This is a genomic window from Empedobacter sp. UBA3239 (assembly GCF_002362875.1).
Lineage (GTDB): Bacteria > Bacteroidota > Bacteroidia > Flavobacteriales > Weeksellaceae > Empedobacter > Empedobacter falsenii_B.
Genome location: NZ_DEVJ01000063.1, coordinates 55,501 through 80,185 on the forward strand (window position 1 = coordinate 55,501; position 24,685 = coordinate 80,185).

General features: G+C 30.8%; 17 protein-coding genes and 1 pseudogene. 5 read left to right on the top strand and 13 right to left on the bottom strand.

Annotated features, from left to right (window positions below; all coding sequences use genetic code 11):
* Positions 1-196 precede the first annotated feature (196 nt).
* Positions 197-2,599 (top strand): TonB-dependent receptor domain-containing protein, encoded by a 2,403-nt coding sequence (locus B4G36_RS09520; protein ID WP_291063607.1) that lies wholly within the window; start codon positions 197-199, stop codon positions 2,597-2,599.
* Between the two features lie 94 nt (positions 2,600-2,693).
* On the opposite strand, the gene B4G36_RS09525 is transcribed toward B4G36_RS09520, so the two are convergent.
* From B4G36_RS09525 to B4G36_RS09540, 4 genes are all read right to left on the bottom strand, one after another.
* Positions 2,694-3,863 (bottom strand): dicarboxylate/amino acid:cation symporter, encoded by a 1,170-nt coding sequence (locus tag B4G36_RS09525; RefSeq protein ID WP_291063609.1) that lies wholly within the window; start codon positions 3,861-3,863, stop codon positions 2,694-2,696.
* A gap of 115 nt (positions 3,864-3,978) precedes the next feature.
* Entirely contained in the window at positions 3,979-5,826 is a 1,848-nt protein-coding gene (locus tag B4G36_RS09530) for a LysM peptidoglycan-binding domain-containing protein (RefSeq protein ID WP_291063611.1), read from the bottom strand.
* Positions 5,827-5,868: 42 nt separating this feature from the next.
* Positions 5,869-7,467 carry a bacillithiol biosynthesis cysteine-adding enzyme BshC gene (bshC, locus tag B4G36_RS09535; RefSeq protein WP_291063613.1) on the bottom strand — a complete coding sequence of 533 codons (1,599 nt, stop codon included), beginning with the start codon at positions 7,465-7,467 and terminating at the stop codon, positions 5,869-5,871.
* Positions 7,468-8,322, bottom strand: coding sequence for a glycerophosphodiester phosphodiesterase family protein (locus B4G36_RS09540; protein ID WP_286495136.1), 855 nt, complete (start codon positions 8,320-8,322; stop codon positions 7,468-7,470). It abuts the gene before it with no gap.
* Between the two features lie 132 nt (positions 8,323-8,454).
* Between B4G36_RS09540 and B4G36_RS09545 the strand changes: the two genes are divergently transcribed.
* Together B4G36_RS09545 and B4G36_RS09550 are read left to right on the top strand one after the other, a co-directional pair.
* A complete protein-coding gene (locus tag B4G36_RS09545) occupies positions 8,455-8,889 on the top strand; it encodes a hypothetical protein (RefSeq protein ID WP_291063615.1) in 435 nt (144 codons plus the stop codon).
* A 118-nt stretch (positions 8,890-9,007) separates the two neighbouring features.
* The gene (locus B4G36_RS09550) at positions 9,008-9,982 is read left to right on the top strand and encodes a hypothetical protein (RefSeq protein WP_291063617.1); all 975 of its coding nucleotides are present in this window, start codon (positions 9,008-9,010) and stop codon (positions 9,980-9,982) included.
* Here B4G36_RS09550 and B4G36_RS09555 read toward each other — a convergent pair.
* From B4G36_RS09555 to B4G36_RS09595, 9 genes and pseudogenes are all read right to left on the bottom strand, one after another.
* A pseudogene (locus tag B4G36_RS09555) lies at positions 9,969-10,775 on the bottom strand (DUF4184 family protein). The gene B4G36_RS09550 and the pseudogene B4G36_RS09555 sit on opposite strands and share 14 nt — an antisense overlap.
* Before the next feature lie 39 nt (positions 10,776-10,814).
* Positions 10,815-13,580, bottom strand: coding sequence for a hypothetical protein (locus B4G36_RS09560; protein ID WP_291063619.1), 2,766 nt, complete (start codon positions 13,578-13,580; stop codon positions 10,815-10,817).
* Between the two features lie 54 nt (positions 13,581-13,634).
* Positions 13,635-14,660 (bottom strand): hypothetical protein, encoded by a 1,026-nt coding sequence (locus B4G36_RS09565; RefSeq protein ID WP_291063621.1) that lies wholly within the window; start codon positions 14,658-14,660, stop codon positions 13,635-13,637.
* Positions 14,650-15,456 carry a molecular chaperone gene (locus B4G36_RS09570; protein ID WP_291063623.1) on the bottom strand — a complete coding sequence of 269 codons (807 nt, stop codon included), beginning with the start codon at positions 15,454-15,456 and terminating at the stop codon, positions 14,650-14,652. The genes B4G36_RS09565 and B4G36_RS09570 overlap by 11 nt, the downstream gene beginning before the upstream one ends.
* Before the next feature lie 49 nt (positions 15,457-15,505).
* Positions 15,506-16,063 (bottom strand): hypothetical protein, encoded by a 558-nt coding sequence (locus B4G36_RS09575; protein WP_291063625.1) that lies wholly within the window; start codon positions 16,061-16,063, stop codon positions 15,506-15,508.
* 168 nt (positions 16,064-16,231) lie between these two features.
* Positions 16,232-17,095, bottom strand: coding sequence for a helix-turn-helix domain-containing protein (locus B4G36_RS09580; RefSeq protein ID WP_291063627.1), 864 nt, complete (start codon positions 17,093-17,095; stop codon positions 16,232-16,234).
* Positions 17,096-17,323: 228 nt separating this feature from the next.
* Positions 17,324-18,067: a deoxyribose-phosphate aldolase gene (deoC, locus tag B4G36_RS09585; RefSeq protein WP_188319314.1), complete on the bottom strand. Its 744-nt coding sequence runs from the start codon at positions 18,065-18,067 to the stop codon at positions 17,324-17,326.
* A gap of 9 nt (positions 18,068-18,076) precedes the next feature.
* Entirely contained in the window at positions 18,077-18,550 is a 474-nt protein-coding gene (locus tag B4G36_RS09590) for an Lrp/AsnC ligand binding domain-containing protein (protein ID WP_125350002.1), read from the bottom strand.
* Positions 18,551-18,578: 28 nt separating this feature from the next.
* The gene (locus B4G36_RS09595; protein ID WP_291063630.1) at positions 18,579-19,526 is read right to left on the bottom strand and encodes an endonuclease; all 948 of its coding nucleotides are present in this window, start codon (positions 19,524-19,526) and stop codon (positions 18,579-18,581) included.
* A 353-nt stretch (positions 19,527-19,879) separates the two neighbouring features.
* Here B4G36_RS09595 and B4G36_RS09600 point away from each other — a divergent pair, with 353 nt between their 5' ends.
* Together B4G36_RS09600 and B4G36_RS09605 are read left to right on the top strand one after the other, a co-directional pair.
* Positions 19,880-22,090, top strand: a complete 2,211-nt coding sequence (locus B4G36_RS09600; RefSeq protein WP_291063632.1) for an NADP-dependent isocitrate dehydrogenase — start codon at positions 19,880-19,882, stop codon at positions 22,088-22,090.
* 225 nt (positions 22,091-22,315) lie between these two features.
* Positions 22,316-24,670, top strand: coding sequence for a hypothetical protein (locus tag B4G36_RS09605; RefSeq protein WP_291063634.1), 2,355 nt, complete (start codon positions 22,316-22,318; stop codon positions 24,668-24,670).
* Positions 24,671-24,685 lie beyond the last annotated feature (15 nt).

Below are 24,685 nucleotides of genomic sequence, written 5' to 3' on the forward strand. Positions count from 1 at the left end.
TTGAAGTTGTTGCGTCTTATTAGTAAAATCATCCAACGATTAGGTTTACGTATTATGCAAAACATAGTACTTGAAAAATAAAAAAAGGTTAAATATTTTGTAACAAAACATTTTTTAAAACGTCTAATTAGGAAAAAGTACGGACAACTCTTATTATGTATTATGTAAAACATAGTACTATTAAAAAATATTAACTATGAGATTAAACAAATTTACTTTAGCTATTCTTTTCTCCGTTTGCTCTATTTACGGATTCTCGCAGGAACAACATCCTGTGAAAGGAAAGATTGAAAATGCAAAAAATGAAGCGGTTGGTATGGCTGCTATTCAGATTTATAAAGCAGATTCAAAAGAATTATTCGATGAAGTGTATGCGAATGCAGACGGAACATTCGAGATTCCAGATTTAGAAGACGGAAGTTATCGTTTGGTGATTACAGAATTTGGTTATCAACAATCTGTAACAACTGCAGAAGTAAAAGGAGGTGAGTTAAATTTAGGTAACATCATTTTACAAGCAGAAAAAGCCGAAACAGTTGAACTGAAAGGAGCATTTGTTCGTGCGCAAACTTCACAATATCGTAATGAAATAGATAAACGTGTTGTAGAAGTGGGGAACGATTTAGTTTCTGCTGGTACAGACGCTGCATCGGTTCTGAATAATATTCCTTCAGTTAATGTTGACCAACAATCAGGTGCTTTATCGTTGAGAGGAAATGAAAATGTAAAAGTTTATGTAGATGGTAAGCCGTCGTCTCAATCTGCAGCTCAATTACTGAAACAAATTCCTTCTAATCAAATTCAACGTATAGAAATTATCACAAATCCGTCTGCTAAATATGAAGCTGATGGAAAATCTGGAATCATTAATATCGTATTGGTAAAAGGACAGAAAAAAGGGTATAATGTTGGTTTGATTGCTGGTTATGAACAAGGAAATAAAAGCCGTTTTAATACATCATTGAATACAAATGTGAATGTAGGAAAGTTCAATTTATTTGGAAATATTAATTACGCTGATCGTCCATCAAAACAAAATGGTATTGGACGTAATTATGATGATCAAATTGATCAGTTGTTTGATATTCAGAATAATAAAAATAGAAATTTATCTTATAAAGCAGGTTTTGACTGGTTTATTAATGATCAAAATGCATTGACAGTTTATACAAATCAATGGAATGGAGATCATAATGCGTTAATTAATACAAATATTTTACAAGGTGTAAAAAATGATTTGAATAGAAATGATATTTGGTCAGATTCAAAAAGTTCGGATTATAGTTTAAACTTCAAACATGATTTCAAAAAAGAAGATCATAATATTATTTTGGATGCATTTTATTCGACAAGTAAAGAAGATGATGATAGAGATTACACCAACACATACCCAAAAAGTAAGTTCTATCAAGAATATCGAAATGATAAAACAACGAATACTCGAATCAATTTAGATTATACGAATCAAATAAAAGATGCTGGAAAATTAGAAGCAGGTTTACAATTCAGAAGAGAAACGAATGATAATATTTTAAGATCTACAGATGTAATTACTGAAAATGCTGTAAACTTTAATCCAAATGTTGATTTTGAATTTGAGCGTAAATTCTTCTCGGGTTACGCGAATTATAAACAAAAATTTAACAAATTCGGAGCTCAAATAGGATTGAGATTAGAACGTGTAGAGGATGATGGAAATTGGTTATTTGCGCCTAATAACTCTGGAACTTTGAAAAAAGATTATACAGATTTATTTCCATCTGCTTTCTTAACATATGATTTGACAGAAAAGGATCAATTATCATTTAACTATAGTAGAAGAATTGATCGTCCAGGAATGTATCAGTTAACACCTGTACCTCAGTTTACGACAGCTTTAATGTCAAGTAAAGGTAATCCAGAACTTAATCCAGAATATACAAACTCAATTGAATTAGGGTATTTGAAACAATTGAAAAAAGGATCAATTTCAGGAAATTTATTTTACCGTCATGTAACTGATAATATTATTCAGACTTTCAAAAAAGATCCAGAAGTAGAATCAGCTTTTATACAATATAATATGAACTATGATAAAGTGAATAGTTATGGAGTTGAAGCAAGCTGGAACTATAAATTAACTAAATGGATGAGTACTTATCTTGCCGGAGATTTTACTTCATCAGAAATGCAAAGTGTTATAGAGGATGAAAATAATAATCCTGTTGTTAAGAAAATTACAGCGAATACATTGTCATTGAGAATGAATAATACTTATACATTAACAAAACAATTAAGTTTACAACAATTTGGATTCTTTAGAGGTAAAACTAAATTTTTACAAGGAGAAATGTTGGAAATGTGGCGTATGGATTTAGGTTTACGTTACACGTTTATGGATGGAAAAGCTTCTTTGTCTGCTCGTGTTAATGATGTTTTCAAAACGATGCGTGCAAGAGTTCATATGGATGATCCGTATAATGGATATGCTAATTTCAATTGGGAATCTCAAACTGCTTATTTAGGATTTACCTACAATTTTGGAGGAAAAGTTAAATCAAGAACTGAAGCTCAACAGAATAAAACTGAGCAAAATGGTGGTGGAATAGGATTACAATAAATTAAAAACATTCTTCATTTAAATATTCTTAAAACGAAAAAGAGTTCCGAAATAATTTTTGGAACTCTTTTTTTATTGGGTTAAAATTATATTTTTATTGAACTTCTTTTTTAAAAAATTTATTCAATGTTACAGCGATGGCACCGTCTCCAGTCACATTTCCTGCTGTCCCGAAACTATCCATTGCGATATAAAGTGCAATCATCAACGCTTGATTTTCTGCATTAAATCCTAACATCGACGCAATAATACCAATTGCTGCCATAATCGCTCCACCAGGAACTCCAGGCGCTGCAACCATCGCAATTCCAAGCATCATCATAAATCCTAAAAATTGAAGAAAATCAATTTCTATTCCTTGGATTAACATCAATGCTATACAACAACAAACGATTTTTAACATCGAACCAGATAAATGAATTGTCGCACACAACGGCACTGCGAAATTGGCAATTTCGTCGCGAACTCCAATTTTCTTTACTTGCGCAATTGTTACAGGAATTGTAGCCGCAGAAGATTGTGTTCCTAAGGCTGTGAAATACGCTGGTAACATCAATTTCAACATAGTGAAAGGATTCTTTTTTGCGATAATTCCGGCAATTGTAAATTGAAGCACTAACAAGAAAACATGTAGCACGAAAATTACACCAATTATTTTCAAAAATACATTCATAATTGTTACCACTTGCCCTGAATATGACATGTTCAAGAAGATTCCGAAAATGAATATTGGTAATAATGGAATGATTAAATTTTGAATTAAATACGTAATAATTGATTCGAAATCATCTGCAAATTTCCCAGAAGTTGAATCTTTTAATCGTGATAATCCGATTCCGAAAAGAAATGAAAAAACTAAACCTGGCATTACACCAAATAATGGAGGAAATTCTATCGAAAAGTACGGTGCAAATTCTTTTGTTTTTTCGGCTAAATTAATTTGACCAGTTTGATGTTCTAATAAACTTGGAAATACAGACATACTTACAGAATAGCCTAATAATCCTGAAAAAATGGTTGATCCGTAAGCAATTAAAACGGTTGCTAATAATAATTTTCCGGCTGTTTGACCTAATCTTCCAATTGATGGAACGATTAATCCAACAATGATTAATGGGATTAAAAAGTTAAGTAATTCGCTAAAAAAATCATTGAAAGTCATAAAAATACGACCAATAGCTTCTGGTATTATTCCGCCGAGTGAAATTCCAAGTACAATGGCAAGAATAACTTTTACGAGTAAATTGTCTTTAAGTTTGTGCATAGTCAAATTTAGAAAAAATCCGTTCAATTCAAGGTTTTAATTCTAAATGTTGATAAAAAGAAAAAAGCGATACTAAAATTTAGCATCGCTTTTTGGTATATAATTTTTGATAAAATTATTTTTTAGGTAAACGTACAATTCGGCTTGCATCGTTCGTATAAGCTTTGCTTCCGCTTATTTTTTTGTATGCAAACTTCGATGCCAAACGTGTATTTTCTGTTGTAATATTGTTGGTAACATCACCTTTATTATTCATTCTGTCCACAATATCGTACGTTACATCGTAACCTAATTGCTCGTAACGCGTCGGAAATTCACAATAAACTTCCTTGAAATCTTTGATTACACTTTGCACTTCCGTATCTCTTGTATTGATTAATCGCGCAGTACTAAACACAAAACCAAATTCACGGAATGCATCAATATTCTTCGCATTATCTGCACTATAAACATCATAAACCGAAACTGATTTTATCCCGAAAGCTTTGATATTGTCTTTGTTAAATGTTTTTAATTTATCTAAATATTGTTTTCCCAAATTATCATCATCACCAACTAAAACCGTAATAATTGGCGTATAATAATCTTCGCCGTTCACTTTATCGTGTGGTTGAACAATTTTTGCAACGCTATCTACAATCACAACATTTGCTTTCAACTGTTTTTCCAATTGCTTTTTCGTGTAATTTGCTAACTCTTGATCGTCACGATTTGTCAACAAATAAACTTGTTCTCCACCAAAGTTTTTCCCAATTTCTTCGATAATTTGATCTGCGATTACTTCATCTTTTGGATTAGAAATCAATAAATCATTGAAAGAATTTAACGAATCGTCATTTGCATAAGGCGAAATCACCGCGATACCAGAATTGCTGAAGAAATTCGCTACTTCCGTAACATCAGACGTGTTTAAAGGTCCTATAACAGCATCCGTTTTACTAAAATCTGTTGTTGATAAAATATCTTGTAAGTTTCCGCTTTTCGTATCGATCACTTTTACATTTACATTTTTACCTTTTTTTGCTAAACGAGTCAACGCCAATTTAGCTCCAGTAAAAAATTGCATCGCTTGCGAATTTTTCAATTGCGGATTATTTGCAACATCAAAAGGTAGCATAATCGCAACATTAATTTCGTTGTCGTTCGCACGTTTCAGCTTTCCTGCAGTTCCGTATTTGATGATTTTAGCATTTTTTTGCAATGGAATTTTAAGTGTCATTCCAGCTTTTAAACCATTGATTAAATCAGGATTTAAACGTAATAATTCATCTAAATTTGTGTTGTATTTTTCTAAAATTCCGTAAGCCGAATCTCCATTCTGGACAACATAATTAATCGTATTTTCTTCAATCACAACAGAACCAGATTTTTTAGGAATTGTAATCACCATTCCTTCTTTTACAGCTGTTTGTAAAGCTGGATTTTCTGCATATAAATCGTCAACACTTACATTATATTGTTTTGCTAAAGTGTATAAAGTTTCTCCTTTTTTGATTAAATGTGTTCCTTTTGGAACAGAAAAAACTTTGTTTGTTACATCTTTTGGAAGCTTGATAACATCACCAACTTCTAAACCTCTTTCTTTGATTTGAGGGTTTAATGAGTTCAATGTTTCCTCCGAAATTTTATATTTTTTTGTCAAATTGTAAACCGTTTCTTTCGGCTCAATTGTAATATATTGATAATTATCGTCTGAAGTATTTACGTTTGACGGAGGCGTTTGTGTATTGGTTTCAGTTGGTTTGGTTGTCGTAGTTCCTTTACCTGGAATCACAATCAAATCACCTGGATGAATCCCATTTTTTTCAATTTTAGGATTGGCTTTATACAATTCTTCTTGCGAAACACCATATTGTTTTGAAATTCCGTAAACGGTTTCTTTTGCTTGAACTGTATGCGTTTTTTGTTGAGCATAAAGTGCTGATGCACCAACAAATAACAATAAAGCTAATATTTTTTTCATTTAGATGAATTTTCGTGGTCAAATATACAAATTATGTTTTGTTTAGAGTTCCTCTTTCAATGTATTTATGATGAACTCAAATTCAAAAGGTCGAAGACTATCTTCAATAAAATCAATGAAATACTGAATATTAATGTAATCAAAATCAGCAAAATTTTTCACACGTTCTTGCAAACCATTTTGTTGAGAAAGATCATTCAGTAATTGCTCGATTCTCTTGAATAAATCTTCATTTTTTTTCACTTCTGCATGCACTAAACGTTGTTTTATTTTCTCAAAACCTTTCAACTGTTTTGTACGCTGCGCTTGTATCATATCCGCAAAAGAAGATTCTGTTAACGAACTCAAATGTTCCAAACGATCAAAAATGCTTTTTAATTCTTCTTCCAGTTCAGGAAGTTTTGGAGCAATTTCTGACGAATTTATCGAACGTTTTTTTGTGATTGCTAAACTATTCGAAAATAAATCTTCGTTTGATAAATCTAATTTTTGTTGTTTTTCGTATTGTTTTTCAGTTCGGATTAACAATGAATTTCTCAAAACTAAAAGTGGAAAATCAACTTCAAATTGATTGAACATTTCTTTCAATTGTAACCAGTAAGCTATTTCGCCTCCGCCGCCAACATAGGCAACATTTGGTAAAATTGTTTCTTGGTACAAAGGTCTCAAAATCACATTTGGACTAAATTTATCCGGATTTTGACGTAAATCGGCAACAATTTCTTCTTTCGAAAATTTGATTGATGTGTTATTGACAAAATACGTTCCATTTTTTTCAACAACTCGTTCGCGCGAATTATCTTGATTGATATAAAATAAATTTATTTCACGAGGATTCACTTGAATCGAATACCCCAATTGTTCTAATTTCTCATTCTGAGGAATCACTTTTTTAAATGATGTTGACTGAAATAATTCTTCCTCAAAAGTTGGAATCATTAGTTTTTTTAATTCTTTATCATCTCCATCAATCATCAGCAATCCAAGATCTTTGAATAATAAATGAACCAATTTTCGTGTTGCATCCGTCAAATTATCATTTGATAAATAAGAAGCTTCAATTAGATTTTGTAATTCAGTTTTCTTTTTTCCATTTGGAAGAAGTGACAAAAATGAATCAAAAACTTTTTGTAAACCATCTGTTGATAAACGTCCAACTGGTCCGCCAAACTCTTTTTCCCAATGAATAATTCGATCTCCAAATTTGAAATGATTAATTTCTTCGAAATCGTGATCTTCTGTCGCCATCCAAAACATCGGAACAAAATTGATTTCACTTTGTTCATTATTTAATTCCTCGCATGCTTTGATCACTTGCAAAATCTTATAAAAAAAGAAGATTGGACCTGTAAATAAATTTAACTGGTGTCCAGTCGTAATTGTTACTGTATTCTTTTCTCTTAATTTTTGTAGATTATTTTGTTGCTTTTCCGATAAATCTAAATGACTCAATTGTTTCGAAATTTGGTCAACAAGAATTTCTCTATTTTTATAATGTTCAAGCTTATTTTTCGCTTGTTTTATATAGTTTTCTTTGGTTGGAAATAGGTTGTAGAAGTCTTTCAAATTCTCATCTTGATTGATATAATTTAACATCAATTTTGAGAAATAATTTGAATCCTTAAGTGATATTGTTTCCATTTAATTTTTATTAATCGTTTGATGTACATCCATTGCTCTGTCCGTTGCAAAAATGTCGACACCATCTTTTTCTAAATCGCGGTAAAGTTGTCCATTTCTCGCCGAAGCACTTTTGTCTAAGTTTCCTAATGTTCCAAAAATGACCAAAATATCCTTGTCATGAATTTTATTTATAAATGATTTATCATTGCGTCGAGTTCCCGTAAATGCAACCATTTTGTCTGTCGGGATTCCGCTGTTCATCATTTCATTAAATTCTCGTTCGTTTCGCATCGAAACAGACAATAACATATCTGGCACAAGTTGATGCAACTTTTTCGCTTGACCAATTGTATACGTCACCAAAACAACCTGTTTTTGCATGTTAGCTTGTTCTATTGTCTTTACAATATCACGGTAATCAACACTTTTTTTGATGTCAACCATAAAATAAATTGGTTTACTTTTTCCCCAATTTAGTGCTTCTGCAAAAGTCGGAATTTTGTATGACGTTTGTTGTCCAAAATCATCTACCAAAAAGTATTCCTTAATGGTTTTTAAGTCAACTTGATTGACATCTTGTCGCCCTGTGCTTGTTCGTTGCAACGAATTATCGTGCATTAAAATAAGTTGATTATCCTTTGTTTCGGCAACATCAATCTCAAAAATTTGTATTCCTTTTTGATAAAGATGTTCAAAAGTTTCGACACAATTTTCGGGAAAACCATGTATTCCACTTCCTCCACGATGCGCGCTGACAAAGTTTTTATTTTTGGTCGAATATTTGAAGGATATTTCTTCGAATGAAGTATTTTGATGTGTTTCGGATTGATTTTTCTTCGGATTACAACTAAAAATAGTCAGTAAACTGAACATTAAAATTCCGAGATAATATCGTTTAAAATAATTGAAATTCATATTTTTAAATAAAAAATTAAATTAATTCATCCTAAAATTGCGAATGAAGCTGTAAATTTAAACTGAAAATATTCAACAAAATAAATTATTATGGGACTTAGAACTTTTTTGAAAAGAATTTTAGGAAAAACGGAAACTGCGATTGATGTTGCAGGTGATAAATTTGACGATGTTTCGGCAACTGTAAAAAAAGCAGGAACATTGATTGCAGATGACGCATCGGATTTTGCGCGTAAAACAATCAATAATTTAAAAGATGCTTCAGGTGATTTGAAAGAGCAATCGAAAGAAGCCGCTAAAGATTTTAAAGAAAGATCGAAACAAGATTATAACAATGTAAAGGATATTGCGGAAAAGCAAATGAAAGAAACAAGTGCTTTTGTGAAAGAGAAAGTTTCGGATTTGAAAGAAACTTTTAAAGAAGAGAAAACAGAATTGGAAGAAAAAGCAGATGAGTTAAAAACAAAAGCCGAAAATAAATTAGACGAAGCTTCTGAAGACATTAAAAAAGAGACAAACGATTAAAGAGTCTTTATTTATCAAGTTTATTACAATTTATAAATGTTAAATTTAATATTAGTTATTGATTATTATAAAATTGGTTTAATTTTTGATTTAATAATTTTTCCTCGAAATAATTAAAATGACTGAATACAAAGATCTTGAACCTTCTAAAAATACTAAATATAAAAATGAATTCGTAAAGAATATTATTATTGCTGTTTTAGCAGTTGCCCTCTTATTAGCTATTGCGTATATTGTATATTCTAAAGAGGCAAATGCAAAATCTTCGATAGAAATGCAAAGTGATATCAATGATTTGGAACGATCTAGAGAAATTCTAAAACAAGAATTACGTATAATTAGATCAGATTTTGATGATGCTAAAACTCGTGTTGTAAAAAAAGATTCTTCTTTAAGTTATCAAGATCGATTGATTTTGGAAAAACAAAAAGAGATACAATCAATCTTAAATAAAGAAGGAATTACAAGTGGAGAATTGCAGCGTGCTAAACGTTTGATAACCTCTTTACAAGCAGATATTAAAGTTTATAAAGAAGAAATTGTTCGCTTGAAAGATGAAAATAAAAAGCTGACAAACAAGAATACAGAGTTAACTTCGGAAAATTCTCATTTGAATGAGCAGAAAAAAACTGTTGAATCAAATTTGAGTACTGAAAAAGAAAATCATCAGAATTTAATAAAAGAGACAAATTCTACTTTATCGATTTCAAATTATACGATTAAAGGTGTGCGAGTAAAATCAAGCGGAAAAGAAGTGGAAACAACGCGAGCAAGAAGAATTGATAAGGTTAGAGTATCTTTTGATTTGGATAAAAACTTGAATGCGACTTCAGAAACCAAAGAATTGTATGTATCTATTTATAAACCAAGCGGCGAGATAGGAAAATTTAAAGGTGCTGATGCTGGTGAAACAACTTTACGTTCTGGATCTTCTGTAGAATATTCTGATCGTGTAAAAGTTAATTACAATAATATGTCTGGTTCAAGAGTTAATTTTGACTGGGTTGATTATGATTTTCCAAAAGGTGAATATAAAATCGATATTTACCAAAATGGATATAAAGTTGGTCAAAATATAATTACACTTCGATAAATATTAAAATTATAAATCCATAAAAAAATCTCTTCAGTATTATTGAAGAGATTTTTTTATTTAACAATATTTTTCTTTCACCCCAAAAATAACCAAACTCAAAAAAAATACTCATTCCGATAACGACAATGATGTTGCCTAATCCAATTTCTATTGGGAAGAAAACTAATCGTATTGTGGAAATAATAGTTGTAAATAGAACTACTTTTAACCAAAAAATGTAATCAAATTTAGTTTTTAGAAGAATTTGTTTTGGCATTTTATAAATCCAAAAAGCTATAAAAATCGTACCTAAAAAAGTGCTAAAATGTTGTTGAAATTTATACCCTTTTACTTCGAAATTTTTGAAAGGAATTTGAACCCAAGTTTTCTGTAAAGCATGAAAATGTTTCGCAAAAAATCCCCATTCATGGGTAAAAGCATCCCAAGAAAGATGTGAATATGCACCTATTATAATTGAGAGAATTACAATTATCCAATGTTTTTTGAAATAATCAATCCAATCAAAAATTAGGAATTGAGCAAATCGTTCTTTAAAAAAATAAGGTAAATGATGAATTAAAACATTTCGGACAAATAAGTGAAAAACGAAACAATAAATAAGAGCAATTGGTAAATCAAAATACAAAACGCCTCAAAACAAATGAATATACGTCGCTACAATCTCCATTCGAGAGAAATATTCTAAATCTGGCGACATCGAACCAATGATTAATCCCGTCATCGAAAACCAATTCGATTTTAGCTTTTTTAGCGCAAGAACAATTGCTGGATGGCAAAAAGTTAGTGGCATTTAGGTTTTATTTTGATGCAAAGTAAATCAAAATATCCATTAATTACCAAAACGTTTGATGTTAACTTTTCGCTCCTTAATTTTCAAAATAAGCGGTTCATATTCTGTATTTTGTTCCTTTTCTACCGTTACTTTATTCAAATATGTTTTTGCATAAACATGTTCTGGTAAACTATTTTCTACAAGATGAAACGTATAATTTCCGACAGGTAAAAAAGCTGTATATTCACCTCTATCATTTGTTTTAACTGTAAAAACCTGTCCATTTTCGTGATTAAAAATCAATGTAAATCCGAATAAATTTGCCGAAACCTGATACTCCAAATTTGAAGATAATTCATACTCAACTTTTCCTCTCACAATACCAGTTTGTTGCATTGGAATAGAAATAGAAGTCGTTTTCGCATTGATATTAACCGCGAAATCTTGTGCAAACCATTTTTGTCCAGGAAGTTTGATTATATAATTACCATAAGGAACTTTTTTATACTTGATATTTCCTTCTAAATCTGTAATAAAATTCGTTTCATTTATCTTTACATTACGACTATCAGCCACTTTATCACCTTCATCAAAAATACCATTTGCATTGTAATCATAAAACACAAACAAATTCAATGTTCCGTCTTTTACATCTGTCACAGTGCGTTTCGCAGGCAAATTATATTGAACACCAACCTGCAAATAAGTTTGTTTGTTGTTAAAAGTTTTCGAATCATAATGACTAAAATTAGCTTGTGTACTCACAATAAAATTATCAATGGGTTGATAATCTAAAGAAGCTCCAAAAGTTAGAGTATTTCCAAAATTTTTGTCAATATTATAATAAGTAGAAACTGCTGTATTTAATTTTTTTTGAAAAAAGCTTTGACGAAAACTCGCCGAATTTGTAAAACGTTCTAATTGATGATTTAAATTATTCATCGAATAAACTTCTGCAATCATCATACTTCCTCTTTGATAAATTGAGTTTAACTGAAAGTTTTTAACACTCCACGTTAATTGTCCATAAACAATTGGATCAGCATTTCTCAATTCTTTTAGTTCAGAAAATCCTCCCAAAGCATTCAACACCAACTGATGCACACGAGAATTAGACAACCACGTAAATGTTCCGTTCAAATAAGCTGATTTAAAGTCCATCGGCATATACTTAAACGTCTCATAATTCAGAATATTTGATTTTTCTAAATTCAATTTAGGAGAAATCGAAACATTAAAATGACTTGCCAATTTGAATGATATACCCGTCTCAAAACGTAACGCTTTCGACTCATTCGCTTGTGTATAATTCATCAAATATGGATCGATAGATTTCGGATTGTTATTGGTAACCGTTAACGAAGACCACAACGAAAATTTAGAAAACGTTCGTTGAAAACGCTGATTAAGATACAATGCTCCACGTCGTGTCCCCGGATAATATCCTGAGCTGTAATAATTGGAACTATAAAAATCAAATTTACCAATTGTTCCAGAAACATTTGCAGAAATCGACATCGAGTTTTCGACATTGTTCGTCTCTTTAAATTTTGATAAACCATACCCAAATTTCACTGAATGATTCCACTTATTTGGTGTAACCCATTTGTAACCATTTGTCAAAATAAAGTTCGTTGTAGAATAAGTTCTATCAAACAAAGCTGTTGTTTCTAATTCGTTTTTATCTTTTATTAAAAATCGTCCATTCGCAAAAGTTGTGTTGCTATTCTTGAAAACATCGTTCGTCAAATCATCTAATAAATTATAATTTTTTTCGACCGTTCCGACTACAATTCGGTTATCATTCTTATCATAATTATTAAACAACATCACTCCTCGTCCGTTAACTGGAATATCAAAATCGTTGTTATTGATTGATCCGATTAAAATTCCTTTGTCTTTGCGTTGATATTTCACCCAAGAATCTGTCAAAACCATGTCTTGATTCTTATTCCAAGTTGTTCCATTAATATTATATGCAAATTCATTCAACCCAACCGAAAATTCTTGATGAGCCATTAAGTTATAATTCGCATTAGCAGAATTAATATCGCGAGCAGTTAATCGAACATAATTTGAAGAAAAATTGGTCCAATTCTGATTTAGCATTGTTGGATCTATATACACACGATTGGAACTTGCATTCTGTATCGTAAAAAACACATTTCCTGCAAAATCTTTGGTCGTTGTATAACCCGAAACATTTGCCTGAAAACTTTCAATTTTAATCATATCTCGGTCGACATATTTAGAAAATCGAACAATTTTTTCTTGAAAAGCTTCAACTATAAGTCGTTTGTTATTATAAGTATAACTTCCTCTGAAATCAGGAAGTACATTGGTTAACAAAATTTCTTCGGCTTGATTTCCCATATTCATTACTTTTAATTCATAATGAATAGAATCTCCTTCTTGACGGTAAAAAATATTACTCTGGACAGGAAAAATTTTGATGTTTCTCTTTTGCAAAACAACAACTGAAGTAACAGATTTTCCTATTTCTTTTTTACTTAAAAAATCAATAATATTGAATTCTAAATCTAATTTCCCAGCCATTTGCGATTTACTCACCGTAAATTGCATAGGAATAAAAGCCTTCTTGTTTGGATTGATTTTTATTTGAAGATTATCTTGCGAATACGATTTTATAGCCGAAGGGATTTTAAGTGCCAGACGAGCATTTATCGTATCATTGGTTGTATTTTCTAATTGAAGAATAACAGAAAAGTTGTTGCTATCTTCTAATTTAACTTCTTTTATTGTACTAAATTTCAATCCGTTATTTATTGTTTGAGCACGCAAATTTTGTCCGCTAACAAGCATAAGCAGAATAAAAAATACGCTCCGAAAATAATTGATTGAAAAGAACATATTGTTTTACAAAGGTGTAATCGTGTACAACAAAGAAGTTGAATAATTCCCAGGTTTGCTATTCAAAATTTTATTATCCGACGGAGTTGTATAATAAATAATATTATACTTTTTTGAAGCTGTTTTAGAACTATTCGTCATCAATGATTGATTGTAATTCGAAAGTTTTATAACCTTAGAAAGATTATTTGTTTCGATGTCTTTTATCTGAACATTGATTGAATTTAATTCCAAATTCTGCGCATCACTTGATTGTAAATATTGATTAATCGACGAAACTTGAATATCGTAAGCTGTATCAGAAGAAACAATTAAGCCATTTTGATATTCTTTCTTCACACCATTTTTATAATCTTGTATCGTATTGAAAACCAATTCTCCATTTACAGCAGAACCATCGACCGCAATAGAAAACGTCGGAGCTGATTCGTAATTTCCGTTTGGACTAATTTGCATTTCAATCGAAAAAAGACTTTTTCCAATCACTGTTCCAAATTCATTCAATAAAGAAAACTCGAATTGAATTGGATAATTGTTCCATGATTTTAGAGCATTTAGATATGTTCCTGCATCAATCACAATATCATAATTCAAGACAATTGCTCCATATTTTCCTGCTGATGTTGCTATTGTTAAAGGAGAATTTCGAATAAAATAATTTGGAGAAAAACTCATCGCGATGTTATTCTGAATAACTCCTAATTGATTTATTGTAGGATAATTCTCTGAATAATATTGAGAAGTTGTATAATTATTGAATTTTAGCTTCAGTTTTTCAACAGGAAATTCTTTTTTCTCAGAATTTACAATAGGCGAAACAACACGCGCAACTAAAGACCAATTTTTATAATTTAAAGCACCATGCATGTGCATTCGTACAGTCACAACATTAGTCACCGTAACTCCACTACTTCCATTTACTGGCACCCAACCATTATTGTGGGCATCTAACGTAAACTGAGCAGACACTGCGATTGTCAACAATAATGTTATGGTTGAAACTATCTTCTGAAACAAGTTACTATTTATCATTTGAGAACGTCAATTCAGCAATTTTCAATTGATCATCTTTCTCAAAACTTAAAGTTGAGGTAACAATATACGAGCCTTTTGGCAAATCCTTTGGCAATGGTATATATACAATTCTTTTATCATTGGGTAAACTATAGAAAACTGCATCTTGCAATTTTGTTTGTTGACCATTTTCTTGGTTAATGATTTCATTTGTAATCGTTCCTTCGCTCCAAACATTTCCTTCATTGGAAATATTAAGCACCAAACGATTTTCAGTTTTATCGTAAACAAAATTTGTAAACTCTACATTTGTATCACGTGCAATATTTAATCGTTGATAAATTTTGATACCTGTACGAATCGAGAATATAATATTTTCTCCACTTTTATTTTGTCCAGCAATCGGATTTGTTTGCGTGATGTACATCATTGCTGTATGCACACTCTCTGTATTTATCTTTTCTGGAACTTGCATCAGAACTTCTATTTCTTTTGATTCTCTTGGCAAAAGTGTAAATGTATTACTTGGTAAAACTGTGATCCAGTTTGCATTACTTGTTGGTAAAGTATTAGGTTCAGAGACTACATTACCTCCAAACTCATCATACTTCCAATCATTAAAAGAAACAGACAACTCTAATGTATGTGCATCACTTACATTGGTTACCAAAATCTTTTTACGCTCAGACTCACCAGGATTTAACGCAAAATAAGTCCTTGGTGGACTTACAGAAATACCTGATTGTGCACTAATCTTAGTTGAAATGATTAATGCTAAAAAAGAAACGATTGTTAAAAAACGAAGAACTTTCATAAGCAAAAAAAGAAGTGATATTTTTCAATACCACTTCCTGTTTTTTATATTATTGTGCCTCAATTGTATAAGTTACAGTAGTAGTATAAACATTAGGATTCTCAACATTGTAATATTTATTTAGATAAACATTGTTTCCTTCTCCTTTATACGCAACGTTGAATTTTAAAGCTGTACCACCAACTGAGCTAGAAATTAAACTAGCATAAGAATTAGTTAATTTTTCAACTGCAGGAAACTTAGCATCTGTTAATTTATTATCACTTCCTAAACTTGCTTGTAAGTTAATTGTACTTACAGCAATTTTATCTTTAGATATATATTCTAAATTTTCTTTATCAGATTTTACTTTTACAGCAAAACCACCAGTACTATAAACTATTAAGTGGTCTGTCATGTTTGATGTAACACCATTAGAATAATCTTCTTTTGTTTGATATTCTAAGTTAACTGTATTATCAGTACCAATAAGAATAGTTTGAATTGGGTATAATTTTACGTTTAATGTAGCTGTTGCTGTTTTAGGTCCAATCAAATGCGATTGTGCAAATGCTAATCCTGAAGTTAATGTACAGAAAACTGTTAAAAAAAATGCTAATTTTTTCATGATTTTATAATTTGTTAAAATTTATTAAAAAATATTTGTTAAACAATCTGGTAGTTTGTATATTTAAGATTGGTTATTCTCAAATGCGATGCAAATGTAGAAGTTATTTTGTGTTCTTAAAAGATTAAATCATACCAAAAGATGATGAAAAACGACATTTCTAACTATTTAATTCGGAGTACTTTGTCTGAATTTAGTCGGAGAAATCCCCGTGTTTTTCTTAAAAAACGCAGTAAAATTGGTTTCTTGAAGGAAATTGAGTTCCAGCGCAATGTCTTTTATTGACATTTTTGAGTTGACTAATAAAATCTTTGCATTTTTCATCAATTCTTCAACAATCATTTCTTTTGCTGTTTTTCCAAAAACGATTTGAGTTGCTTTATCTAACCTTCTTTTTGTAATAAAAAGTTTATCACTGTAAAAAGATACTTGTTTATTTTCCTTGACATTTTCTTGCAAAAGTTTTTTGAATTTTGTCGCAAGTTCTACATCAAAATCATCTTGTATAAATTGGCTTTGCATATCAAATGTTTCCATTTGACCATTGATAATAATACGTTCCAAGAGATTATGAGCAAGCTTCATATCTAATTCATTTTCGAATGCAGTAATGAAATATTGCAAATAATTAGCCTCAAAAATTGGAGCAGAACAAATTGTATTCTCAACAATATTTATAATATCTCGCGAAAAAAGTGTAGAATTTTCTAACTTCAAGTTCTCTTCGATTGATTTTGAATAAAATTCTTGTTTAAAAACAATATAATAAGCATCAGTACGAGTAGTTTGTTTCACAAATTCTTGAGAGATATTGGGAGCTATAAAAAGAAAATGGTTTTTAGGAATCGAATATTCTTTTCCATTTATTTTATGAACAAATTTTTTAGAACCAGACCAGATTATTCCAAAATAGTCATCAACGGATAACTCTTTTCTCAATTTTTCTGTATGTAGGATATCATTCAATTCAAATGCAGTTATACCTACATCAAAAACCAAATTATTATAAACTTTACGATTATTCCACAACATACGTCTATACTATTTTATCAGTGTTATCAATGCAAAATTACGACCATTTTTAACCAAATTACTTGATATAAATCAAGTTATAATTTTAGTGCTCCAAAAATAATAAAATACAATATGCTATTTAAGTATTTTAAAAAATTAACTAAAAAAGAAAGCTTATTTTTAATGAATAAAAAAAAGTCTCAATAAATATTGAGACTTTTAAATGTATTATAATGTAGAAATTTTCTAATAACCTTTTGCTCCTTGCTCTCCTTTTAAAATCGCCAATGCAGACGATGTTCCAATTCTTTTCACGCCTAAAGCGATCATTTTTTCAGCTTCTTCTGTTGTGCGAACTCCGCCAGAAGCTTTCACTGGAAGCGAACCTGAATTTTCAAGCATCAATTTAATAACATGCTCATTTGCTCCATTTGGTTCTCCATTTTCAGTTTTATAAAAACCTGTAGAAGATTTTACAAAAACTTTTGATGCTTTTTCTTCACCTGCTTTTTCTAAAACAGTATCACGAATTAATTGTGTTATAGCAACAATCTGTTCATCTGTTAAAGCAGCAGTTTCGATAATCCATTTTACAACTTTACCTTCACGCAATGCGACTAATGTTGCAGCTTCTACTTCTTCTTTTACTTTATCGCTATCACCTTTTTTGAACGCTTCGTAGTTTACTACAAAATCTAATTCATCGGCTCCATCAGCAATTGCTTTTTGCGCTTCTCTCAACTTTTCATTCAAATCGTAAGTCCCTTCAGGAAAACCAATTACAGTTCCCAAAACAACATTCGATTTTTTCTCATCCAATAATTCACGAACTGATCTTACATAATCAGGACGAATCATTACCGCATAGATATCATTATCAATAGCTTCTTGTGCTAACTTATGCACCATCTCTAATGTATCAGAATTCGAAATACCTGCTTGTTCAGGTGTTTTAAGATACGTCGAGTCTAAATATTGATTAATATTCATCTTTGTATATTAAAGTTTTATTTGTCTATCTATTGGTTGCTCCAACGAAATTATAGTTTCTGTACGTGTAACGCCATCAATTTGCTGAATTTTTTTGTTCAACACATTCATTAAATGTAGATTATCACGACTCAAAATTTTAAGGAAAATCCCGTAATTTCCCGTTGTAAAATGAGCTTCCACTACTTCTGGAATCTCTTCCAAAGCTTTCACAACTAATTTATAAGAAGAAGGTTTGTCCATAAAAACACCAACAAATGACATCGTTGAATAACCTAAAATTGCTGGATTTACAATTACTTTAGTTGAATCAATCACACCAGAAGCTTCTAATTTCTTGATACGTTGATGAACAGCCGTATTTGATATACCTAATTCTTTTGCTAATTGAGAAACAGGTATATTAGCATTGTCCATAAAGGCATTCAGAATCAACTTATCGATTCCGTCAATCTCAACCTGACCATTTTCGTGGATTCTCACCTATTCTTAAAATTATACCGCTACAAATTTAATATTTTAAAATGGTATAAACGGGAAAATGGTCGCTATATCCACCGAAATATTTTCCGCCAACAAAAGTTCTGAATGGCGAACCTGTAGATTTTCCGCCTGTATTCTTCAAAAAATCAGCATCAAAAATATCTGTTTTTATATATTCTAAATTTGATTGACAAGTAAAAAATCCTTTCGAAAAAATCTGTTGATCGAATAACATCCATTGTTTCTTAAAGATCATCGAACCTCTTTTATACGATTGTAGACTGACCATTGGATTGAATAATTCGTTTCTGTTTATTTCTTCTTGTTTAGAACGAGTATCCAATTCATCAATTAAGTCAGAATTTGTTGGAGCATCATTAAAATCTCCCATCACAACAATTTTTGCCGAATAATTTTCGGTTAACAAATCGTTAATTCTTTTTCGAATCGTTTTAAAAATATGTTGACGTTTTAATTGATTGATTTCTTTATCAATTTTAGAAGGCAAATGAACAATAAAAATATGAATAATTTCGCCAACTAAATTTCCTTTCACATATAAAATATCTCGTGTATAAGATTTTGTATCATACTGATCTTTAAAGATAAATCTAATTGGTTCGCTTTCTATAACTTCAAAAAATTGTTGACGATAAATTAATCCAACATTTATTTTTCTTTCGTCTAATGATTTATATAAAAGTGTTTTATAATCACCATCTTTCAAAAAATCATTTTGAATCAAATCTTGCAAAACCTCTTCATTTTCAACCTCAGCCAAACCAACCAAACATGGTAATTCATTTGTTTCTAATTTTCCAATTTTAGAGATGCAGAATGCAATCTTTTTCACCTTTGTGTCATAACGATTATCTTTCCATTTGATAAAATTACTGGGCAAAAAAGATTCGTCTGAAGATTTAGAATAAAAATTTTCGACATTATAAAATGCGATTGTCACTAGATTTTGTTTCAAAAGAATTGTTTTTATGCAAAATTAAGAAAGAAAATAAGTGTATAAAAATTGGTTTCTTAAAAAGAATTAAATAGACAGCTCTTTCAAAAGTGAAATTATACATGAAGTTGAAAAAAAAAACAGTAAAAAATTATCAACTTGAACAATTTTGTTTCAATAAATTATCAACTTGACGACCTATCAAAAATCATGTTAAAAATTATACTAAAATTAGTGTAAATGATTGATTTAAGGTCAACTTAATCTGTTAAATATTGTATATTTGCAAAGTTTGCATTTTCTGCATTCAAAATTGAAAAAATGTATTTTTAATTGACTATTATTAAAATAGTCTCAAAAAAATTTAAAACATAATGTCAAAAATTCATTACACACTTACGGATGAAGCTCCGATGTTGGCAACTCACTCATTTTTGCCAATCGTACAAGGATTCACGAAAACAGCTGATATTACAATCGAAGTTCCAGATATTTCTTTAGCTGGACGTATTTTAGCTAATTTCCCTGAATTCTTAAAAGAAGAACAAAGAATTCCTGATGCTTTAGCAGAATTAGGAGCTTTGGCGACTACTCCGGAAGCAAACATCATTAAGTTACCTAATATTTCGGCTTCTGTTCCTCAGTTAGACGAAGCAATTGCTGAATTGCAAGCGAAAGGTTTTGCTGTACCAAATTATCCAGCTGAACCAAAAAATGAAGATGAAAAAGCAATCAAAGCTAGATACGGAAAAGTTTTAGGTTCTGCCGTAAACCCAGTTTTACGTGAAGGAAACTCTGACCGTCGTGCACCAAAAGCTGTTAAAAACTATGCAAAAGCTAATCCTCACAAAATGGGAGCTTGGGCTACAGACAGCAAAACAAAAGTTGCTTATATGAAATCTGGTGATTTCTATGGTACTGAAAATTCAACTACGTTAGAAAACGCAACTGAATATACAATCAAATTTTACGGAGAAGATGGTTCTGTTCAAGAATTAAAATCAGCAGCACCTTTAAAAGCTGGAGAAGTAATTGATTCTTCTGTAATGAACTTAAACTCTTTAAGATCATTTGTTCAAGAAGCGATTCAAGAAGCAAAAGATAAAAACGTATTGTTGTCTGCTCACTTAAAAGCAACAATGATGAAAGTTTCTGATCCAGTTATTTTTGGAGCTATCGTTGAAACTTTCTTTAAAGATGTTTTCGTAAAATATGCTGATACTTTCAAAGCATTAGATATTAATCCAAACAACGGTTTAGCTGATTTATTCGAAAAAATCAAAGGTCATGCACAAGAAGCAGAAATCAAAGCTGCAATTGAAGCTGATTTAGCAAACGGACCACGTGTAGCAATGGTGAATTCTGATAAAGGAATTACTAACTTCCACGTTCCTTCTGATATTATTGTTGATGCATCTATGGCTGCATTGGTAAGAAACGGAGGTAAAATGTGGAACAAAGATGGTGCTGAAGAAGATACTGTAGCGATTATCCCTGACCGTTCTTACGCTGGTTTCTACGAAGCTGTTGTAGATGATATGAAAGCAAACGGTGCTTTAGATCCTACAACTATGGGCTCTGTTCCTAATGTTGGATTAATGGCTCAAAAAGCGGAAGAATATGGTTCTCACGACAAAACTTTCCAAGCTCCTGCAAACGGAACAATCAAAGTTGAAGACGCAAACGGAAACACTTTATTAGAGCAAAAAGTTGAAACTTCTGATATTTTCAGAATGTCTCAAACTAAAGATGCTCCTATTCAAGACTGGGTTAAATTAGCAGTTAACAGATCTCGTTTATCTGATACTCCTGCAATTTTCTGGTTAGATAAAGGAAGAGCTCACGATCAACAAATCATTAAAAAAGTTGAAAAATACTTAGCTGATCACGATACAACAGGTTTAGATATTCGTATCATGGATGTTAAAGATGCGATGAAAGAAACTTTAAGCCGTGCAAGAGAAGGAAAAGATACTATTTCTGTTTCTGGTAACGTTTTACGTGACTACTTAACAGATTTATTCCCGATTTTAGAATTAGGAACTTCTGCTAAAATGTTATCTATCGTTCCATTAATGAACGGAGGTGGATTATTCGAAACTGGTGCGGGAGGATCTGCTCCAAAACACATCGAACAATTCATAGAAGAAGGTTACTTACGTTGGGATTCTTTAGGTGAATTCTTAGCTTTACAAGCTTCTTTAGAGCACGTTTCTCAAACACAAGGAAATGCAAAAGCTCAAACTTTAGCTGATGCTTTAGACGAAGCAAATGCTAAATTTTTAGCGACTGACAAATCTCCAGGTCGTAAATTAGGAACTATCGATAACCGTGGTTCTCACTTTTACTTAGCAATGTACTGGGCAGAAGCATTAGCAAATCAAACAAAAGATGCTGATTTAGCTGCTAAATTTGCTCCTGTTGCAAAAGCTATGGAAGAAAACGAAGCAAAAATTAACGAAGAGTTAATTGGTGCGCAAGGTAAACCTCAAGATATTGGTGGTTACTACAAAGCAGATTTTGCTAAAACGACTGCTGCTATGCGTCCATCTGCAACATTAAATGCAATTGTTGACGGAATCTAATCCAACAACATTTCTTTATAAATCAAAACCTCGAGAAATTCTCGAGGTTTTTTTTTAAAAGTCTTTTAATTAAATTCATTAACAAAAATTAATATTATTCGAGAAGAAAAATCGTCATTCAATCAAAAGTTATGATAAACTTTAATAAAAAGTATGAATGAAAATCATCTAAATAATGATAATTTTAAGAATTCAAATTCATTCTATTAGATTAATCATTCTCGCATGAAATATATTTATTTACTTGCATTATACTTTTGCTCGATTACAACTTTTGCGCAATCAAAATTGGAAACGGCTATAAAAAGTCTGGATATAAATTACGCTCAGGAAAAAGTTTATTTATTATTTGATAAGAAAGATTATATTGCTGGAGATAATATTTGGTTCAAAGCTTATACATTAAATGGCTACAAACCTAGCTTAATTTCTACAAATCTTATTGTAGAATTATACGATAAAGACAAAAAATTAATCGACCGAAAATTGGTTCCGATTGTAAACGGTGAAAGTGACGGAACGCTAAATACCAAAAACGAAAACGAGGAAGGAATTTACTTTGTAAGAGCCTACACAACGTACATGACTTTCTTCTCAGAAGAATTTCAACATATCAATCAAATTAAAATTTATAATCCAAATTCTAAGTTAAAACTTGTTCCAAATCCAAATTTAAAATGGAATGCGAAAGCTTTTGCTGAAGGTGGAAATTTTATTCAAAATCAGACAACTAAATTTGCTGTAAGATTAAAATCGGACGGAGATTTACCAAAAAAATGGAATGGTTTTGTATTCGAGAAAAATAATCCTGCCAATAAAATTACAACATTTGATAATTTAGATGAGAACGTTGCGACTTTTGCGTTGAGAGCAGAAAAAGGTAAATCTTATCAAGTGCAATTGAATGACGAAAAAGGAAATCAACAAATTATTGATTTACCCGAAGCTAAAAAAGATGGAATTCTGTTGAAAGTTGTTCGAAATAGCAAAGATATTGTGATTCAATTGAAAAGTATCAACCAAGAAAACCCTTTATTGAATTATAAAATTATTGGAACAATTAACAACGAACTTGTGATGAGTTCTCAGATTGTAAAAAGTGTGGAATCGGTTTCGACTTATGTTCCAAAAGAGGTTTTAGACAATGATAAAGGTATTTTGAACATTGCCATTTTCGATGCAAATGATATTCAAGTTGCAAATCGTTTGATATTTATCAATCCAAAAGAAACATACAAAAAACCAGAAATTTCTTTCGAAACAACGGCTAATCCACGAGAATTAAACACAATTAAGGTAAAATATCCTGAAGAAATTAATTTTTCGGCTGTTATCAAAGATCAAAAAAATAATGATGAAGATAATTTAATTTCAGCGATGTTATTGACGAGAGATTTTAGCTCGAAAATTAATCATCCGACACAATATTTTAAAAATAATGAGTTCTCAGAAAATCTTGATGCACTTTTAATAACAGAAAAATGGAAAAGATTTAATTGGGAAGATTTAGTGGTAGGAAATATCGTAAAACCTACTATTGACAATGAGCGTAGATATCTTTCGTACAAAGTAAAAGCGTACAATAACGGAAGAGAATTGAGCAATGCATCCTTGAGTATTATCTATAAAATGCAAAATAATGGAAAAGAATTTGCAACGCTTGATACTGATTATGAAGGAAACTTCGAGATGAATAATTTGTTTTATTATGGACCAATGGCGATGAATTATTTCTTGAATTCGGAAAATGGAAAATCTGCCAATAATGGAACTTTAACTTTATCTGTTGTACCAAATTATAAAAGCACAAGTTATAAATCTAAATTGCCAGCAACGCCTTATTTATTAGAAGAAATCACGAATAAAGAGGAAGTCGAGAAGCAAAATACGTATAAACAGAACATCAAAATTATCAATGATAAAAGTATTCGCCTGAAAGAGGTTGTTGTAAAAGCGGATAAAAAATCGAAAACTGAGAAGCTGAACAATGAATTAAGTAGCGGAATGTTTAATAATATAAACGAAACGGTGATAGATTTTGTAAACGAATCTCAGCCAATAGAAGGTTATACAAATATTATGGATTTTTTAGCGGGACGAGTTGCAGGATTAACGGTTTCTAATGGAGTTCCTAAAATCAGAAATTCTGAAGTTGCAATTTATTGGAACGAAATGAAAATGACTTCAGATAATTTAACGAGCATTAATCCTAGAGATATTGCGATGGTAAAAATTTTCAAAGGCGCTGGTTTACTTGGAAATGCAATTGCGATTTACTCGAAACGAGGAAGTGATGCACCAGTTGATAACACGCCGATGTTACCAAATAATTTAATTCAGATTGGTGGCTACAATCAATCTCTGCCATATTTTAGCAATGATGATTACGAGTCGCTTTACAACGATGTTCCAAACGATATAAGAAGTACTTTATTTTGGAATCCTAATTTGTATACAGCTCCAGGAGAAGACACAGAAATAGAATATTTCAACAACGATAAACCAAAAGATTATCAATTAACCATAATTGGTTTCGACGAAAAAGGAAATCCTGTTTTCTACGAAGGTAAAATTGAATAATAATAAAAAAACGTT